This window comes from Sphingomonas sp. (assembly GCF_036677245.1).
Taxonomy (GTDB): domain Bacteria; phylum Pseudomonadota; class Alphaproteobacteria; order Sphingomonadales; family Sphingomonadaceae; genus Allosphingosinicella.
The window spans coordinates 85,758-103,872 of the sequence record NZ_JAKFCG010000011.1 but is presented as its reverse complement, the minus strand read 5'-3'; the positions used below and the strand labels follow the sequence as shown (position 1 = coordinate 103,872).

Here is an 18,115-nt window from a genome sequence, read left to right as displayed (position 1 = left end):
AAGGCCTACTCGTTATTTATGAGCAAGAATGAGCTACAGCCCACGGGTGGGACTCCCGTCTGGCCGCTGGCGGCCCAGCATGGCGGCGACCTGGCCCTGCCTCAGCAGTGGGGACCGCGTTCCTCCGGGCTGATCGACCTCAATGTCGCGACGATGTGGAGGATCATCTCGGAGTGGCGCTGGCTCATTCTGGGCTCGGTTGCGGTCGCGCTGGCCGCGGCGATCATCCTGACGTTGCTGACCCGTCCCCTGTACCGCGCCTCGGCCACCCTCGAGCTCAATCCGCCGACCGTCGAAGCTTTCGAGGATTCGAAAGGACGGAGCAGCTCTGGCAACGACAGCAACTTTCTTGCCACCCAATATGGCCTGCTGCGCAGCCGCACGCTTGCGGCGCGCGTCGCCCAGGAGCTGAACCTCGCTTCGAACCAGGATTTTCTTGATTCCGAAGCCGATCGTGCCACCCGGCAGAAGATCGCCGCAGCGATCCTGGCGGGCAATCTGTCCGTCGATCCGAGCCCGGGCAGCCGGCTGGTCACGATCAGCTACTCGTCTCCCTCGCCCGATCTGGCGGCGCGGATCACGAACGGCTTTGCCGACAGCTTCATCAACACCAATCTCGAGCGGCGGTACGAGGCGACCTCGTATGCCCGGCAGTTCCTGCAGAGCCAGATCCGGAAGGTGAAAAGGGAGCTGGAGCGATCGGAGCGTATCCTCACGGCCTACGCGCAGCAGCAAGGTATCGTCAGCACCGCCAAGGAGGCTTCGATGGTCGGCGGCGATGCGAGCTCGCTCACCGGCGAGACGATGATCGCGCTCAACCAGGCGCTCTCCGACATCGAGGCGAAGCGGATTGCCTCCGAGGAGGCCTATCGTCAGTTCCGCAACAAGGACAATACCGCCGAGGTCGCGCAGAGCACCTCGGTGTATCGCAATCAGAAAGCGCAGCTCGAATCGGAATATCAATCGAAGCTGACGACGTTCAAGCCCGATTATCCGGAGATGGTGCGGTTGCGCAGCCGGATCAATTCATTGGATGCTCTGATCGCTCAGGAGGCCGGCACGGTCGCCAGCGGCAGGACTGTCAGCGCCCTCGCCGAATATCAGGCGATGGCGGCTGCCGAGAAAAAGCTGAATGCGCGAGTCGAGCAGCTCAAGACCCAAGTGCTGGGTATGCGCAATCGTAACATCCGCTACAATATTCTGCAGCGCGAGGTGGATACGAACCGGTCGCTCTATGATGCGCTGCTGCAGCGCTACAAGGAAATCGGCGTTGCCGGCGGCATCGGCACGAACCAGGTCTCGGTCGTCGATCGCGCCGATGTTCCAGGCGCGCCTTATAGCCCCAACCTTCCGATAAATCTCGCGATCGGGCTCGCTCTGGGACTGATCGGTGGCGTCGGCGGCGCGCTGGGTATCGAGTTCGTGAACGACGTGATCAAGACGCCCGACGATGTCCGCGACAAGCTTCGCCTGACGCCGCTCGGCACGATTCCGCGAAAGCAGGGCGATGCCTCACTTTCGGAGGAGCTGAAGGATCATACTTCGCCGATTTCGGAGGCCTATTTCTCGCTGCGGACAGCACTGCAATTCTCGACCGACACCGGCGCCCCGACGACGATGCTCGTCACGAGCACGCGGGCGGCGGAGGGCAAGTCGAGCACCACCTTGGCGCTCGCGCAAAACTTCGCGAGCCTTGGCTACAAGGTGCTGCTGATCGATGCCGATCTGCGCAAGCCCGCGTTCGTGACCGGCACGGAGCCGAATATCGGCCTCTCGAAGCTGCTGACCAATCAGGATACGATCAGCAGTCATGCCCTGAAAACCTATCAGGACAATCTTTGGCTGGTGCCCTGCGGCCCGCTGCCGCCCAATCCCGCGGAGCTGCTGGCGTCGCCGCGCCTCAAGGCCCTCCTCGCCGAGGGTGCGAGCCAGTATGACATGGTGATCGTCGACGGGCCGCCTGTGCTTGGCCTGGCCGACGCACCCCTGCTCGGCGCTGTCTGTCGCGCGACCTTGATGGTGGTCGAAAGCGGCAAGACCCGGACGAGGGCGGCAGCGGACGCTGTCGGGCGGCTGCAATCTTCGGGAAGTCATATCGTTGGCGTGGTGCTGACCAAATATCGCTCGCGTGCCGCCGAATATGGCTATGATTATGAGCCTTACCGTTATGGCGGCGAGAACGAGCTCGAAAATCGTGAGCGTGAGATCCGGCTGATCGCGAACCATGAAGCGTAAAGGGAGGCACGGGCGCGGGTTCGATCTCGGTCCGGTCAAGCAAAGGTGGCGCGCACTGGCCGTAGCGTTGGTGGCGGCAGCGTTCTTTGGCTGGCTGATCATCCGGATGGCCATCGTCAGCGAGATGGGCCTGAGCCGCCCCCGCGTCGCGGCTTTCTTCGCGCCCGAAGACCCGCGGGTCAACGCCGGGCTGGTCAATATCGAGATGCGCAGGCGAATGGACAGGGTGCGCCCGGTCGTGAAAAGGGTCGCGCGCGAGGCGCTGGTGCGGGCGCCGCTGATGGAAGAGCCATTCCTGCTCGCCGGGATCGACCGGCTGCTCCGTCGAGACCAGCAGGGTGCCCATCGCTTCTTGTCGCACGCACTGAGGAGAAATGCCCGCTCGCGCGTCGCCCGGCTGTTCATGCTCGAACTCTCGCTGCGCCGCGGGGACGTTACGCGCGCGATCGCGGATATGACGATCCTGAGCCGCTTGATGCCCGAGAGCGAGGGTGTGTTCGTGCCCGAACTCGCGCGCATGGCGCAGGATCCGAAGATCCGGCCGACATTGCGGCAGATGCTCCAGAGCGACCCTCGCATCCTCGAGCTCGTGCTGAACCACCTTGCGACCAAGGGCAACAATCCGGAACTCGTCCTTCAGCTCGCGGGAAATAGGCGGACGGCAACGCAGGACGTTGGCGATTGGCGGCAGGCACTGATGGACGCACTAGTGAAACAGGGCAGGGTTGCGCGTGCGCGGCAGCTCTGGGCCTATTTTGGCGGAGCGGCCGGAACCGGCGACAATCTCGTCTATGACGGCGATTTCGAAGGCCGGCCAGGGCTGCCGCCGTTCAACTGGCGCCTCAACTCGTCGAACACCGGCGTTGCGGAGATGGACAAAGGCAAATCGCTGGAGGTGGAATATTATGGCCGCGCCGATTCGGAGCTCGCGTCTCAGCTCCTTGCGCTCCCCCCGGGCCCCTACCGGCTGTCATTCCATGCCGAGGGCGACCTGAAAGGGCCGGCCCATCGCATCATCTGGCGCGTGCAGTGCCTCGACGGCAAGACCACGCCGCTGTCACTGCCACTCGCGAACATCACCTATGCAGGGCGGACCGTCGCGGCCGCCTTCACGGTGCCCGCTTCCTGCCCCGGCCAATGGCTGCAGCTGATCGGCGAGCCGACCGAGTTTCCCAAGAATGAGAGCGTTTCAATTCGTAACCTGAAGATCCAGAAGATGGGCGGCGCATCGTGAGACAAAGTCTGCGCCCGGCGATCGTGCCGGTGTTTCTCGTGCTCTGCCTCACCTTCGGCGGAGCGAGCGCCGCCGGTCATTTTGCCAACGCGTTCCTGCAGCTGCTGGCGCTGGTCATCATCGCATGGGCGCTGATCGAGCGGCGTTCAACGCCGGTCCCGCGTGCGGGCAGGCAATTGCTCGGGTTCGCCGTCGCGGTGCTTGCTCTGATCATCCTCCAGCTGATCCCTCTGCCACCGGGTGTCTGGAGGAATTTCCCCGGACGAGAAGAGATCGTCGCCGGTTATCAGGCGCTTGGCATGACCTTGCCGTGGCTGCCGATTTCGACCACGCCCTATCCTACCGTCGCGTCAGCCTTGTGGTTGCTGCCGGCGCTGGCGGTGCTGCTGGCGACGGTGCGGCTCGGGGCATTCCACCCCGCCTGGATCGCATGGACCCTGATCGCCGTCGTCGCGGCCGGAATCGCGATCGGCGCCCTCCAGCGCGCGGGAAGCGACACGGCCTACCTTTATGAAATCACCAATTACGGCGTCGCGACAGGCTTCTTCTCGAACGCCAATCATTTCGGAACCTTGCTGGTCGTGACGATCCCATTCCTGGCCGCGCTTTATGTCGTCGGGCGCGGCAAGGGCGCGCGCGCCAGCCGGCAAGCGTCGGGATTGATGGTGATCCTTGCGGGCGCGATCGGGCTCGTCGTCGTCGGCATCGCGATCAACGGATCGCTTGCCGCGCTGGGCCTGATGGTGCCGGTGCTTGCCGCGAGCGGCTTGATGGTGCTCTCGCTCAAGCGGCGGATCCCGATCTGGTCGATCGTCCCGGTCGCCGCACTCGCGGTGGGGGGGCTGCTGCTCGTGTTCAGCGGGCCGCTTGGCAACAATCTCACCGCCACCGAAGCGCGCGTCTCGCCGGTGTCGCGCTACACGTCCTTCACGACCACGATCGAGGCCGCGGGCGATTATTTTCCATTCGGCTCGGGGATCGGCAGCTTCAAGACAATCTATCCGATGTACGAAGAGCCAACGACGCTGACCACGACCTACGTCAACCACACGCACAGCGACTATCTGGAGCTGGCGTTGGAGACGGGCTTGCCGGGCCTGTTGCTGATCGGCGCGTTCCTGCTGTGGTGGGCATGGCGCGTGGTGGCGGTCTGGCGCTCGGAGGAAGAGGATCATTTCGCGCGCGCGGCGACGATCGCCTCGGCGGCGATCCTGGCCCACAGCGTCGTCGACTACCCGCTCCGCACCGCCGCGATCAGCGCCGTGTTCGTCTTCTGCTGCGCGCTGATGGCCGAGACGAGGCCGTGGGTTCGTCAACGCGATCGCGATCGTGCCGCAGAGGCAAGGCATCTCACGGCTGACTGACGCGGGTGCTTGATCTGGATCGTTGCTGGCTGAAGCAGCCTGAGGCCTGCGTCAGGCGCTAGCGTGTTCGCGGCCGAGCGCTGCCTCGATCGCCGCGAGATAGAGGTCGATCACGATTTGCTGATCGAACCTTTGCTGCACCGTCCTCCGGCCGAGCGCCCCCATCTCGGCGCGGCGCTGATGCGGCATCTCGGCGATCATCATCATCGCATCGGCGAGCGAGCCCGGGTCGCGAACCGCACAGAGCAAGCCGTTCGCCCGGTGCTCGACGACGTCGCGGCAGCCGGGGACGTCGCTGGCGATCAGCGGCTTGCCCATCGCGGCGCCCTCGAGCAAAGTCCGTGGCAGGCCTTCGCGGTAGGAAGGCAGGACGATGCAATCGGCGGCGGCCACGAACGGCCTGACGTCGCTCTGAGCGCCGAGATATTCGATCAGCCCTTCCGCGACCCAGCCGTCGACGTCGCTGCGGCCGACCGCGGTGCGATTGGGAACGTCGAGGAAGCCAAGCAGCTGGAATCTTGTCCTCGGCAACCGGGCGCGCACCAGCCGGGCCGCCTCGACGAATTCGCGCACGCCCTTGTCCCACAACAGCCGCCCGACGAACAAAAAGGTGCAGCCGTCCCGCTCGCCGGCCGCCGGCTCCGCCGGTCGGAAGCGCTGAACATCGACACCCGATCCCGGCAGCAGCCCGGCTTGTTCGGGACGCACGATCTTGCGCGCCAGGAAGAGCCGGCGATCCTCGTCGTTCTGGAAGAAGATTGTGTGCGAGCGGCGCAGCGCAATCTTGTAAAGCCCGGTCGCGATCCTGGTCAGCAACCCTTCGTTGATGAACGCGGTGCCGAGCCCGGAGATGTTGTTGATCACCGGAATGCCGAGCGAATGAGCGGCGAGCGAGCCGAATATGTTGGGCTTGATCGTATAGCCGAGGAACAGGACCGGCCTGAGCCGGCTCAGCAGTGCGCGATAGCGAGCAAGCAGCATCAGATCGCGCAGCGGCGACATCCCTTTGCTGTCGATCGCGATCGGACAAAGCTCGACACCGATTTCCTCCAGGCGCGCGCGATATTCATCGTCCGGCGCCAGCGCGACGATGTGATACCCCCGCTCCTGGAGTGCCGAAATTACGCCTCTGCGAAAGTTGACGATGTTCCAGGCGGCATTGATCGAGATGACGATCGTGTTGCGCCTCATCGGCCTTTTTTCCTCTCGCCCAATCGCCACCGAACAAGTGGACTGGCGCGCGCCAACCACTATAGCCCTGCATTGCGCCGGGCGGCGCCCGAGTAAAGGCAGAGCGACCGTGTTTCCCTATTGGCTCCTGTTTTCGATTTTCGCGGTGGGTTCGCTGGAATATCGCCGTCGCGGCAACATCGGCAGCCAGACCAGCCTGCTGTTCCTCGCGGCAGCCGCCTTCGTCGCGCTGATGATCGGCTTCCGCTACGAGGTTGGCGGCGATTGGGGCTCGTATCAGCGGATGTTCACCGAGACGCGCTACCTCGCGCTCGGGCCGTCGCTCGGCCGGGGCGATCCCGGCTACATGTTCCTCAACTGGCTCGGGCAGCGCCTCGATCTCAACATCTGGTTCGTCAACTTCATCTGCGCCCTGATCTTCACCTGGGGTTTGATCAAGTTCGCGCGCCGGCAGCCGAGCCCGTGGCTCGCGGGACTGGTGGCCGTCCCTTATCTCATCATCGTCGTGGCGATGGGCTATACGCGGCAAGCGGCGGCTATCGGCTTCATCCTCGCTGCGCTTGCTTCGCTGGACCGCTCGGAGATCACGCTCACCTCGCTCATGCGCCTCGCTTTCTACGTCTTCGGCGCCGTCATCTTTCACAAATCGGCGATCATCGTCCTGCCCTTGGTCGCGGTTGCCGGGTCGAAGAACCGCTTCGTCACCGCGGGCATCGTCGTCGCGCTGGCCGCGATCCTCTATTATCTGCTGGTCGAGAGTGCCGTCGACAAGCTGCTTTCCGGCTATGTCGACGCCGGATATGAGTCGCAGGGCGCCCTCGTCCGAAGCGCGATGAGCCTTCCGCCGGCCTTGCTCTACCTGCGGTTCCACAAGGAGTTCCGCCTTACCCCGGTCCAGCGCAAGCTGTGGCGGAATTTCGCGTTCGCGGCGATCGCGACTTTCGGCTTGCTGATGGTATCGACATCCTCGGCGGCGATCGATCGCCTCGCGCTCTACCTGATACCGTTGCAGATGTTCGTTCTATCCCGCCTTCCGGAAGCCTTCGGCAATGGCGAACGGCCCAACGGCCAGGTGGTCCTGGGGGTGATCGCCTATTCGGCGATAATCCAGTTCACGTGGCTCAATTATGCCCAGAATTCGGGCTTCTGGATTCCCTACAAGCTGTTTCCGCTCGGCACGCAGTTCTTCTGAAGCGGGAAGCACGCAAACGCCACCGAGCTAGCCGCCCGCAGCGGGATAGCGCCGGCCATTGAGGATCAGCTCCCCGAGGAACTTCGATCCGTAAAGGTCGACATTGCCATTGATGATCGTGCGCCCGCGGAAGGTTCCGCGCGGATAGGATTGGGCCGGGGATTTCTGCTCCATCACGCAATCTTCGTAGATCGCGTGGACCGACCACGGCAGCGTGCCCTCGTGCCGCGCCAGGAAGGAGCATTTGCTGAACAGGATGTTGGCGGCATCGGACAGGTCGGCGAGCGGGCGATCCGGATTTCCGCCCGGATAGATCTTGCCGGTCGGTGAGAGCGATGGATCGTCGAGGAAGCGGCAGTTGAAGAATTGCGTCGCGCGTGCGGGATCGCCGTCGCCGAACGCCCGCGCCACCGCACCGACGAAGCGGCAATCGTCGAAGCGGAACCCTGGCTTGCAGGGCCAGGCCGACCAGTTCGTCGTGCCGATGAACGAACAACGCATGAAGCTCACGTCGGCGCTGTCGCCGGTGTCGGCGACCATGCCGCAGCCGTAATTGTCGGCGAACTCGCAGTCGACGAAGCGCAAGTCGCGATTGGTTTTTCCGCCTTCGGCCTCGATGTCCACGCCTGCGCCGGGGTTGCTGGCGAACCCCGCCTTGCCGGTGTGGTTGAAGCGGCACCGCTCGAAGCGATAGCCGCGGGCGCCGACGATGCTGCAGCCCTGTCGCCCGTTATATTCAGACTTGAGGTCGGCGACCTCGCGCCGCGGTACGACCCCGGCCGGGGATGCGAGCCCATCGATGTAGAAGCCGTCCTGGCCGTGGTGGTGGGTGTGGATGTTGCGGACGATCTCCGCGCCATGATTGTCGATCAGGGCGAGCCCGACCGCCGGGATCTGCCATCCCGTGTCGCCAAATTCACCACCCAGCACCAGGGTGGTGTTGCTCCCGTCGAGCTCGAGATCGGAGACTTCGACCGGGCCGGTGCAGTCGGCGATCCGGATCATGTAGAGATAAGGCGTCGCGCGGCCGGGCCCGGTATAGGGCATCGGGTGCCGGGCGGGCTTGCCGTCGGCGGCGAAGACGCCATAGCGAAGGCCTTCGACGCATTTCAGCCGCGCACCGTTGCCGACGATCTTCAACGCCGTACGGCAGCCGCTGAACTCGAGAAGCCTCACCGGTTCGAACAGATAGGAAGCATCGTCCCGAGCCGCGCGAACCTGCCCGCCAACGAGATAGGTCGTGCGGCGGAATTTGACGGTGCCGCCGCCGTTCGCATTCACCGCCGCTGCCAGGGCGGCCATCGCGGCGCTGTCGTTGGTGACGCCGTCCCCCTTCGCGCCGAACATCTCAGGGGTGAAGCGGCGGGTTCGCCTGGCTTGCGCCGCCACGGCGGGACGATGCGGCAGGACGCTCAAGCCGGCGAGGGCGGCGGCTCCAGCCAGCAGCGATCGTCGTGTCGTGGCCATCTGGCATTCACCCTTGCTGGAAGATGGGCGAGCCGCGCTTTCCGGAGCACCCATGGATTATCGGGAGAAGATACCGGCGGAAGCCATCAACCTTGGCTTGGTCCTGCCGTGCGCGACGTTGCGAATGGCTGCTTCGCGCAGAGTGCCGCATGGTAGGGCATGATCCCCAGCAGCAGGCGATTGATGAGGAAGTTCGCGACTTTCCCAAGCGGCGAGTTGAGCGCCTTGACGAGCGCGCCGCGGATGCGTCCGCCGGTCACCGTCGATCGGAGCCTGCTCGGGATGAAGCTGATCCGGACCGTGGGGAACTCTGCCCTCAGCAGGCGGTGCAGCCGGCCTAGCGAAAGCAAGTTGATGTCGTCGACGCCGAAGCCGGACAGCGGCTCGACCTTGCGCGAGACATAGGCTCGCCGGATCGACTGTGGGATAAAGCCGTAAAACGGCAGGCCGAAATGAGGCTCGGTATAAGCGGTGAAGTGGTTCGGCGAGATCACGAACAGCAGCCCGTCGTCGGCCAGCACCCGGCTGGTTTCGCGAAACATCGCAGCCTTGTCGCTGACATGCTCGACGACATTGTTGGAGTGGATGAAGTCCACCGATCCACTCTCGAGCGGCAGGCGCTCGGCATTCGCACAGATCAAGGTGACATTCTCGAGCCGCGCCTCGTCGACGAGCTTCTTGCACAGCACGAGAAAGCACATCGAGAAATCGACCGCGATGACCCGCTCGAACGCAGCCGAAAAGCCATGGAGATACTTGCCGTGGCTGCTGCCGTTTTCGAGGATGACGCCCTTGCTGGGCATGATTCCGTCGGCATCGGCGACATATTGCTCGACCTTTCCGAGAATCGCGTGGCCGTGGATGATGTCGTCATCCCGCAACGGCACAGGAGCATGCCGGCCGCTGGCGAGGATCTCATCGACAATGGCCGGCCCGAGCTCCTCCTTGGCAATATTGCGAACACGCAATTCCTCGTAGATGCCGACGAGCTCGTTGTAGGTTCGCGACCGGTCGTAAGCGTAAGCCAGCAGGCGCGCGATCTTGAGATCGTCCTCGATCGAGAAGCCGGCGGTATTGTCGAGCGCAGGATCGCGGAAATCGGCGATGCCGAGGCCCGAAAGCGGATCAGTCCGCTCCGCCATTGTACTGCTGCTCTGCATCGCCCCCGGGTAAGCCATCGCTTCCACTCGATCAAGCGGCGCGGCAGAGGAGGCCGGCGCCGCCGCCACTAGCGATTTTCCGCGAGCCACGCCTGGAACATCAGCACGGTCCAGAGCGCCTGGGTCGAATCCTTGCGGCCGGCAAGATGCGATTCCCAGCGCTGCCGAACGACGGCAGGATCGAAGAAGCCGTCGCCCTCGAGACGCGCCGGATCGAGCAGCGCCTCGGCCCATGGGCGGAGCGGGCCCTTGATCCATTCGCCGACCGGGACCGCGAAGCCCGCCTTGGGCCGGTCGAACAGCTTCTCTGGGGCATGCTTGTAGAGCAAGCGGCGCAGGATGAGCTTGCCGGTACCCCCGTCGATCTTCATCGAGAGCGGGATGCGCGCGGCGAGCTCCGCGACCCTGTGGTCGAGGAACGGGACGCGCGTCTCGAGGCTGACCGCCATCGCCGCGCGGTCGACCTTGCACAGGATATCGTCAGGCAAATAGGAGACGGCGTCGCAATACATCATCCGCGCGACATCGGGCGCGTTCGGCCCGAGATCCATATCGAACGCGGCTTCCGCAGGCGGCGCGGCGGGGGGAAGCACCGGCGAGTGCTTCCCGGCCCATTCGTCGAGGAAGGTCGCGACTACGTCATCCAGAGTCGAGCAGTCGCGCATCGTGCGCGCCATCTTCTGGACCTTGGTGCCGAAGAAGGCAGGCCGGCGGCCCGACGGCAATGCCGCGGCAAGCCCATTCCACGCGGCAGGGGGGACGAGGGCGAGGCTTCCTCCCAGCGCCGCGCGAACCGGCCGCGGAACGCGCTGCAGGTGCCGCCACACCCGACTGGTGGCGAGATAGCGATTGTAGCCGCCGAACAGCTCGTCGCCGCCATCGCCCGAGAGCGCGACCGTGACGAGGCGGCGTGCAAGCACGCTCACCAGATGAGTGGGGATCTGGGAGGAATCGGCAAACGGTTCGTCGAACATTGCCGGAAGCGTGGGGATCACCTGCTGCGCCTCGCGCGAGGTGACATAATGTTCGTGGTGCTCGGTGCCAAAATGCCGGGCGACCTGCTTGGCGTAGACCGCCTCGTCGAAACCGGCTTCCTCGAAGCCGATCGAAAAGGTCTTCACCCGGCCGGGCGAGTGCGCCTGGTAGAGAGCGACCACGGTCGAGGAATCGATCCCGCCCGAAAGAAAGGCTCCGACCGGGACATCGGCGACCGCCTGGCCGTCGATCGCCTGCGCCAGCACCGCCTCGAGCTGCTCGAGCGCCTCGCGCTCGTCGAGGATCGGATCGGCCAGGCCCTTCATCGCCGCCTGCCGGTACGACCAATAGCGTTCCAGCCGGAGCGGCCCGGAGGCCTGGCCTTCGACGGGCGGGCTCGAGGACGGATGCTGCGGCGCGTCCGTCCCGAGGGTCAGGATGCATCCCGGCTCGAGCTTGAAGATGCGCTCATGGATCGAGAAGGGCGCCGGTATGTAGGTGCGGGCGGCCAGCAGCCGCATCGCGCGCCGATCGATCGGATTGTCGAAGGCCGGATGCTTGCGCAGCGCCTTCAGCTCGGAAGCGAAGACGAAGTCGCCGCCGACCCAGCCGAAATAGAGCGGCTTTTCGCCGAACCGGTCGCGCGCCAGTTGCAGACTGCGCGTCCGCCTGTCCCACAAAGCGAGCGCGAACATCCCCACCGCACGTTGCAGCGCCTTTTCCAGGCCCCAGGCGGCGATCGCCTCGATGAGCGTCTCGGTGTCGCTGTGGCCGCGCCAGGCGATATCGCGTTCGGCCTCGAGAAGCACCCGAAGCGCCTGGTGATTGTAGATCTCGCCGTTGAACGCCAGCACCAGGCGCTCGTCGCCCGACTCCATCGGCTGATGGCCCATCGGCGAGAGATCGACGATCGCCAGCCGGCGATGCGCGAAGCCGATCCCGGCGGCATCGTCGCGCCAGATCCCCTGATCGTCAGGCCCGCGGTGCGCGAGCGAACCGGCCATTTCCTGGAGCAGGTTGGGCGTGCGCGATCCGGCGCCCAATATTCCTGCCAATCCGCACATTCGCAAACACACCCGGTCTGAGCATCGCCGGCGCAAGCCACGCAAGGCAATGGGAAAGCCACCTTTTAGAGGCGTCAAGGCGGACTGCAACCCGGCTGTGCCGGTCGCTGCCAGTGGAGGCCAGCCACAGCGCGGCACTGGCCGCTGCCCCGCTCGCCTTGAACAGCCCATGACCGTTCGCTACGGCATCGTCGTGCCACTCGCCCTGACCCTGCCGAACAGCCTGGCGCTCTGCGATTCCCCGCTGCCGTGGGCCGCTATTGCTCGTTCCTAGCGGAAAGAGCAGCGGCATGAAGAGTGATCGCGGTGTAGGATTCCGCCAGGATATTCAGGCGCTGCGCGGCTTGGCCGTGCTGCTGGTCATCCTTTATCACGCCGGGCTCGGCGTTTTCCCCGGAGGCTATCTCGGCGTCGACATCTTCTTCGTCGTGTCGGGCTTTCTGATCACCGGCATCATCACGCGCGAACTTGCGGCCGGAACGTTCAGCTTCAGGCGCTTCTATCTGAGGCGTGCCCGCCGGCTCCTGCCTGCCGCCTACACGATGCTGGCACTGACGACCGTCGCTGCGGCGCTGCTGCTCTCGGCGACGCAGTTCCGCGAATATCTCCAGCAATTTTACGGATCGATCCTGTTCGTCGCGAACGTCGTGCTGTGGAAGCAGACCGGCTATTTTGCCGAAGCGGCCTATATGAAGCCGTTGCTCCACATGTGGTCGCTCTCGCTGGAAGAGCAATATTATCTGATTATCCCCCTGCTGCTCGCGATCTCGGGGCGGCGGCTGTGGCTTCCGCTGCTCCTGCTTGGTTCGGCGATCAGCCTTTGTGCGGCGCTGGTGCTTGTCACCACCATGCCGTCGGTCACTTTCTTCATGCTGCCGACGCGCTTCTGGGAGCTGGGGATCGGATCGGTCGGGGCGCTCCTGGCGGCGCACCCGAGCAGCCGCGCCTGGGCGACGAGATTGCTCGTTCCCGCGGTGGCGTCGCTGCTGATCATTCCAAGCTTCCCGCTCGACCTGCCTCACCCGGGCGCCAATGCGCTGATCGTCTGTCTCGCGACCTTGATCGTCATCCTCGCGCACAGCCAGTTGCTGTGCGGCAATCCGGCGACGGCCGCGCTGGCGGCGGTTGGCGACTTTTCCTACTCCTTATACCTGGTCCATTTCCCGATTTATGCGCTGACCCGCGTGATGTTCATGTCGGCCGACCTCCCCGTCCCGCTGAGCATTGCACTGCTCGTCCTGTCGCTCGTGGCCGGATATGCGCTGTACCGCTGGGTCGAGTATCCGGGACGCTACATCAGCTGGCGTCCTTCGCGCCTCGCCGCCGCACTGGTTTCGCTCAGCGCGCTCACCTTGCTGGTTCCAGTGCCTTTCCTGCTGGCGAAGGAAGCGTCCGACAAATATGCCGAGGTGCTTGCGCCCAATCGCGGCATCGCCTGCCAGACGGGGGAAGGGCTTGGCCTTGGCTACGACAAGAATTGCGCCGAATCGGATCAGCCGCGGATCCTGATCTGGGGAGATTCGCTGGCCGCCGCTTTGGGGCCGGCCGTCACGGCGAGCAGCGATCTGCCGATCGCCCAGGCGTCGCTCGGCATGTGCGCACCGATCCTGGGAATGTCGGCGATCGAAGGACCGAACGAGGCGGGCTCCGCCGGAGGCTGCATCGATTATACGCGCAGCGTCGTCGATTATGTCGGCGGCGCCCCAAGCGTCGAGGTGGTCGCGCTGACCGGGTCGTTCCTCCGCTTCCTCATTCCCGGCTTTCAGATGGTGAAGGCGGACGGTGCCGCCAAGGTCATTGCTCCGGCCGATCCGGCAGCGGTCGCGAGCGCGTTCGTCAACACGATCGGCGAGCTCCGGAAGCGCGGCAAGCGCGTGATCATCGTCTCGCCGCCCCCGCAGGCCCGTTTCGACCTCGGCCGCTGCTGGGAAAGGGTCGCGCAGCGCCTGCCGAACGCCGGCCCCTTCCGCGATTGCGCGCTTAGCCCGCAAACCATCGATCCCTATCAGGACGAGGTGTTCGCCTTGCTCGAGACGGTTTCCAGACGGGCCGATGTGCCGCTGATCCGCCTTGACCGGCATCTCTGCCGGGCCGACGCCTGCGCCACTGTGTCCGACGGCAAGACGATCTACCGGGACGAGACCCATTTCACCGACGAGGGCTCGGCGCGCGTCGGACAGCGGATCGGCTTGGGCGCACGGATATGGCGAGAGGCGCGATGACGGCTGGTTCTCGCGCTCTTACGGTTCGCCGCTAGCGCAATGGCCGCGCCGCCGCTCCGCGCCGCCGTGATCGCGAATGGCGATCCTCGCGATCCAAACCTGTGGTCGGGAACGCCCTCGCACATGCTTGCCGCGCTCGAGAAAAGGTTCGATGTCGCGCTGGTCGTCCAGCGGCCCTGGCCGTTCTGGTACCGGCCGCTTGGACGCGCGCTCAAGCTGCTGTCGGGCCTTGCGTTCGAATATAGCTGGTCGCGTTGGTATTCGGCGCTTGCCGCGCGATCGGCGATCCGGCGGATGCGCGCGGCACGGCCCGACGTGGTCTTCGCCGTGGCGCTGACCGACATGGCCTATCTCTTCGTCGACAGGCTCCCGGTCGTCTATGTGACCGACGCCACCATTCCGGATCTGATTGCCTCCTACGAGATGTTCCAGCGCATCTCGCTCACCGCGCAACGCAAGGCGATCGCTGCCGAGCGGCACGCGTTCAAGCGATCCTTCCTGATCCAGCTCCCGTCGCGCTGGGCGCGCCGTTCCGCGGTGGAAAAGCAGGGTGCGCCGGAAGATCGCATCGCCGAAATCGCCTGGGGTGCGAACATCACGCTCGAGCATCGTTCGGCGCGCGCGATCGGCCGAGGGCCCGTGCGCTTGCTGTTCGTGGGCACCGATTGGGAACGCAAGGGCGGCGCGATCGCGCTTGAAACGATCGAAGAGCTCAACCGCCGCGGGATCGATGCGCGCCTGGACGTGGTCGGCCGTTCGGCGGCGGCAGGCAACGCGCTCCCCAATGTCATCTTCCACGGCTTTATCGACAAGCGAACCGCCGCTGGCCGCGCGCATCTCGAAGGCTTGTACGCAGGTGCCACTTTCCTCCTCCTGCCGAGCCTGGCGGAAGCTTATGGGATCGTATTCGCGGAAGCCGCCCACCACGGCCTCCCGTCGCTCGCTTATGCGATCGGCGGCGTGACGTCGGTCGTTCTCGACGGCAAGACCGGCGTCCTGTTGCCGGCCGGGGCACGCGGCGGCGATTTCGCGGACGAGGTCGAGCGGCTTCTCAACGCCCCCGAAGTTTACGCCCAAATGTCTCAGGACGCGCTCGATGACGCCAAGGCGCGGCTGAATTGGGACGTTTGGGCCGAGAAAGTCGAAGCTGCCGTCAGATCGAGGCTGAGCCGGTAAGTCGGAGGCCGTCCCCGCGGGGGTATTGCTGCGCAAGCCCCGACCTTGTGGCGTGCAGTCCGGACAGATAGGGCCGCTCAACCAATCGCGCAGAGGATCAAATGCCCATTCGGGACCTACTGAGACCATTGATTCCAGCTGTCGTTCGCCGGGCGCGCATGAACTGGCTCCATCAGCGCGAAGAGCGACGTCTGGCAGGCCTGCCGGTCGTCGAAGCCTTTTCGCAGATCTACGAAAGCGGCCTGTGGGGCGGCGAGCGGGACGAATATTTTTCAGGCCTCGGTTCGCGCGAGCCGCGCATCGTCGCTCCCTATGTCGAGAGCATCAGGGCGTTCGCCGCCGGCTTTCAGGCCAAGCTCGATGCGGTCGACCTGGGATGCGGCGATTTCAGCGTCGGCGCTCAAATTCGCAGCGCCTTCAACGCCTATCGTGCCTATGACGTCGTTCCCGCCGTCATCGATCAGAACAGACGAGAATATGATGGCGAGGATGTCGAATTCGGCTGCATCGACATCGTCGAGCAGCCTCTCCCGCCTGGTGACGTCGTGATGCTTCGGCAGGTCCTGCAACATCTCTCCAATGCGCAGATCGCGAAGGTCGTCCCGAAGCTCGCGAATTACCGCTACGTGATCATAACCGAGCATTGGCCTGGCAACGCCGATTTCCGTCCCAATCTCGACATGCCGATGGGGCAAGGCGTGAGAGTTGGCCGCCAGAAAAAGGGCATTGCCGAAGACAGCGGCGTGGTGGTGACCGCGCCTCCATTTTCGCTCTCGGTCGCCTCGGAACGTGTGCTGTGCGAAGTCGAGGATCCCTTCAATCCCGGGACCCGCATCCGCACGACGCTCTACGAGCCCGCCAGGGACTGATGGCCTCATCCGCGGCGGAGCCGGGCAGATCGTTCAAGCAACCGCGGAAGAGGCTTGGGTAGATTTTCCCTCGGAATTGCCACACGGTGAGCGCTGCGCTGACCACGACCCTTCGGATAAAGCGACGATATGAGTGATCAAGAGGCGAGTGTCGCCAACATGCGGCTTCCCTGGCGAGGGGCAGCCGCGATGTTCAGCGTCATGAGCCGTCGCCGTCGCATCCAGCTTGTGCTCACCATCGCGCTGACATTCGTCGGCGCGATTGCCGAGCTGGTGACGATCGGCGCGGTCCTGCCGCTGCTCGCACTGGTCGCCGATCCTACCTATTTCGAGCGCTACCCGATCGTTGTGAGCACCCTCGCTTCGCTTGGTCTCGCGCCAGGGACGAACCTGATCGGCATTGCCGCGCTGTTTCTGATTGCCGCCGCAATCTTCTCGGCCGTCGTCCGTTCCGCGCTCTCCTGGACGAATTACCGTTTCATCTATGGCGTCGGATACGACATCAGCATGCGTGTCTACGCCCGGTTGCTGCGCCAGCCCTATGATCATTATGTGAGGCAGAACAGTAGCGCTGCGCTATCGGCCGTGCATAAGATCAATGCCGTGGTTGGCGGCATCGTCGGCCAGGCGATCACTGCCTTCACCTCGAGCCTGATCGCGCTCTTCATCGTCATCTTTCTGTTCGTGATCGATCCCGCAACGGCCGCTTTCGCATCGATCTCGGTCGGCGCGATCTACATCGGGATCAGCCTCGTCACCAAGCGTGCGCTGCTCACGACGTCGCGCCGGTTCTCCTTCGTCTATACCGAGCGGATGAAGGTCGTTCAGGAAAGCTGGGGCGGCATGCGGGACATCATCCTCGATCATTCCCAGCCGATTTTCGAGCGCAAGCTCAGCGAGCATGAACGTGAGATCCGGCGGCTCTCGACCGTCACCGGCTTCATCTCGGAATTCCCGCGCTTCATCGTCGAGAGCTTCGGCATCATCGTGGTGGCGTTGCTCGCGGTCTATTTCAGCTGGCAGCCGGGGGGCGTGCTCGCCGCAATCCCGATCCTCGGTGCGTTCGCGCTGGGTGCGCAACGCCTGCTGCCGCTGGTCCAGACGATGTTCCGCGCCTGGACGAGCTATTCGATCAACGCGCATTTCCTCAATGACGTGCTGGAGCTGATGAACGCACCCATCAGCAATGCCGTCATGTCCGAAGCGGGCGCGGCGAGATTGCCGGCGCGCGTGCAAATCGACGTCGAGGGGCTTTGCTTCGGCTATTCCGCCGATGAGGAGGTGTTGAAGGACATCAATCTCACGATCAGGCCGGGCGAGCGGGTCGCGTTCATCGGCAAGACCGGGAGCGGGAAGAGCACGCTGACGGACGTCCTGATGGGGCTGCTGACGCCAAGCCGCGGGCGGATATTGCTGAATGGCGAAATTCTCGACGACAGCAACATCGCCGAGTGGCAGCGCCGCATCGCGCATGTACCGCAAGCGATATTCCTTTCGGACGACAGCATCGCCGCCAATATCGCGTTCGGATCAAGCCCCGAAGACATCGACATGGAGCGTGTGCTGCGCGCCGCCCAGCGCGCCGACATCACTGACTTCGTCGAGCGGCTTCCCGAGGGTTTCCTGACGACTGTGGGCGAACGCGGCATCCGCCTGTCGGGCGGACAGCGCCAGCGCATCGGCATCGCGCGCGCGCTCTACAAGGATGCCTCGGTGCTGGTTCTGGACGAAGCGACCAGCGCGCTCGATGCCTCGACCGAAGCCGCCGTGATGGAAGCGGTCTCCGGCCTCGATCGCGAGCTGACCGTGATCGTGATCGCGCACCGACTGACGACGGTGGCGGTGTGCGACACGATCTATCGGCTGGAGAGCGGCCGGATCGTTCAATCCGGAAGCTATCAGGAGGTGGTGGGCGATCCCACGCCGGTTGCGGCCGGCGGACGCCGCGGCCGCCGCCGCGTCTGAG

Annotated in this window: 12 protein-coding genes; 8 read left to right on the top strand and 4 right to left on the bottom strand. The window is 64.6% G+C overall.

The genetic code is table 11. From position 1 onward, the window contains the following. Window positions 1–18 precede the first annotated feature (18 nt). From V6M48_RS01510 to V6M48_RS01500, 3 genes are all read left to right on the top strand, one after another. Window positions 19–2,235, top strand: coding sequence for a GumC family protein (locus V6M48_RS01510; RefSeq protein WP_332810749.1), 2,217 nt, complete (start codon window positions 19–21; stop codon window positions 2,233–2,235). A gap of 70 nt (window positions 2,236–2,305) precedes the next feature. Continuing rightward, the gene (locus tag V6M48_RS01505; RefSeq protein WP_332810748.1) at window positions 2,306–3,469 is read left to right on the top strand and encodes a hypothetical protein; all 1,164 of its coding nucleotides are present in this window, start codon (window positions 2,306–2,308) and stop codon (window positions 3,467–3,469) included. After that, complete coding sequence (locus V6M48_RS01500; protein WP_332810747.1) at window positions 3,466–4,833, top strand: O-antigen ligase family protein; 1,368 nt, start codon at window positions 3,466–3,468, stop codon at window positions 4,831–4,833. Before V6M48_RS01505 ends, V6M48_RS01500 begins: the two co-directional genes overlap by 4 nt. A 51-nt stretch (window positions 4,834–4,884) precedes the next feature. On the opposite strand, the gene V6M48_RS01495 is transcribed toward V6M48_RS01500, so the two are convergent. Further along, entirely contained in the window at window positions 4,885–6,024 is a 1,140-nt protein-coding gene (locus tag V6M48_RS01495; protein ID WP_332810746.1) for a glycosyltransferase family 4 protein, read from the bottom strand. Between the two features lie 109 nt (window positions 6,025–6,133). Between V6M48_RS01495 and V6M48_RS01490 the strand changes: the two genes are divergently transcribed. After that, window positions 6,134–7,216 (top strand): EpsG family protein, encoded by a 1,083-nt coding sequence (locus V6M48_RS01490; RefSeq protein WP_332810745.1) that lies wholly within the window; start codon window positions 6,134–6,136, stop codon window positions 7,214–7,216. A gap of 27 nt (window positions 7,217–7,243) precedes the next feature. On the opposite strand, the gene V6M48_RS01485 is transcribed toward V6M48_RS01490, so the two are convergent. The 3 genes from V6M48_RS01485 to asnB form a co-directional block, all read right to left on the bottom strand. After that, window positions 7,244–8,683: a right-handed parallel beta-helix repeat-containing protein gene (locus V6M48_RS01485; RefSeq protein WP_332810744.1), complete on the bottom strand. Its 1,440-nt coding sequence runs from the start codon at window positions 8,681–8,683 to the stop codon at window positions 7,244–7,246. An 86-nt stretch (window positions 8,684–8,769) separates the two neighbouring features. Continuing rightward, window positions 8,770–9,825 carry a class I SAM-dependent methyltransferase gene (locus tag V6M48_RS01480; protein WP_332810743.1) on the bottom strand — a complete coding sequence of 352 codons (1,056 nt, stop codon included), beginning with the start codon at window positions 9,823–9,825 and terminating at the stop codon, window positions 8,770–8,772. Window positions 9,826–9,911: 86 nt separating this feature from the next. Beyond that, window positions 9,912–11,882 (bottom strand): asparagine synthase (glutamine-hydrolyzing), encoded by a 1,971-nt coding sequence (asnB, locus tag V6M48_RS01475; RefSeq protein ID WP_332810742.1) that lies wholly within the window; start codon window positions 11,880–11,882, stop codon window positions 9,912–9,914. Between the two features lie 290 nt (window positions 11,883–12,172). Here asnB and V6M48_RS01470 point away from each other — a divergent pair, with 290 nt between their 5' ends. The 4 genes from V6M48_RS01470 to V6M48_RS01455 all read left to right on the top strand — a co-directional run bounded on the left by V6M48_RS01470 (window position 12,173) and on the right by V6M48_RS01455 (window position 18,114). Next, complete coding sequence (locus V6M48_RS01470; protein ID WP_332810741.1) at window positions 12,173–14,104, top strand: acyltransferase family protein; 1,932 nt, start codon at window positions 12,173–12,175, stop codon at window positions 14,102–14,104. Window positions 14,105–14,143: 39 nt separating this feature from the next. Next, on the top strand, window positions 14,144–15,280 hold the full coding sequence (locus tag V6M48_RS01465) for a glycosyltransferase family 4 protein (protein ID WP_332810740.1): 1,137 nt from the start codon (window positions 14,144–14,146) through the stop codon (window positions 15,278–15,280). Between the two features lie 158 nt (window positions 15,281–15,438). Next, entirely contained in the window at window positions 15,439–16,149 is a 711-nt protein-coding gene (locus tag V6M48_RS01460; RefSeq protein WP_332810739.1) for a class I SAM-dependent methyltransferase, read from the top strand. Window positions 16,150–16,278: 129 nt separating this feature from the next. Beyond that, complete coding sequence (locus V6M48_RS01455) at window positions 16,279–18,114, top strand: ABC transporter ATP-binding protein (RefSeq protein ID WP_332810738.1); 1,836 nt, start codon at window positions 16,279–16,281, stop codon at window positions 18,112–18,114. Window position 18,115 lies beyond the last annotated feature (1 nt).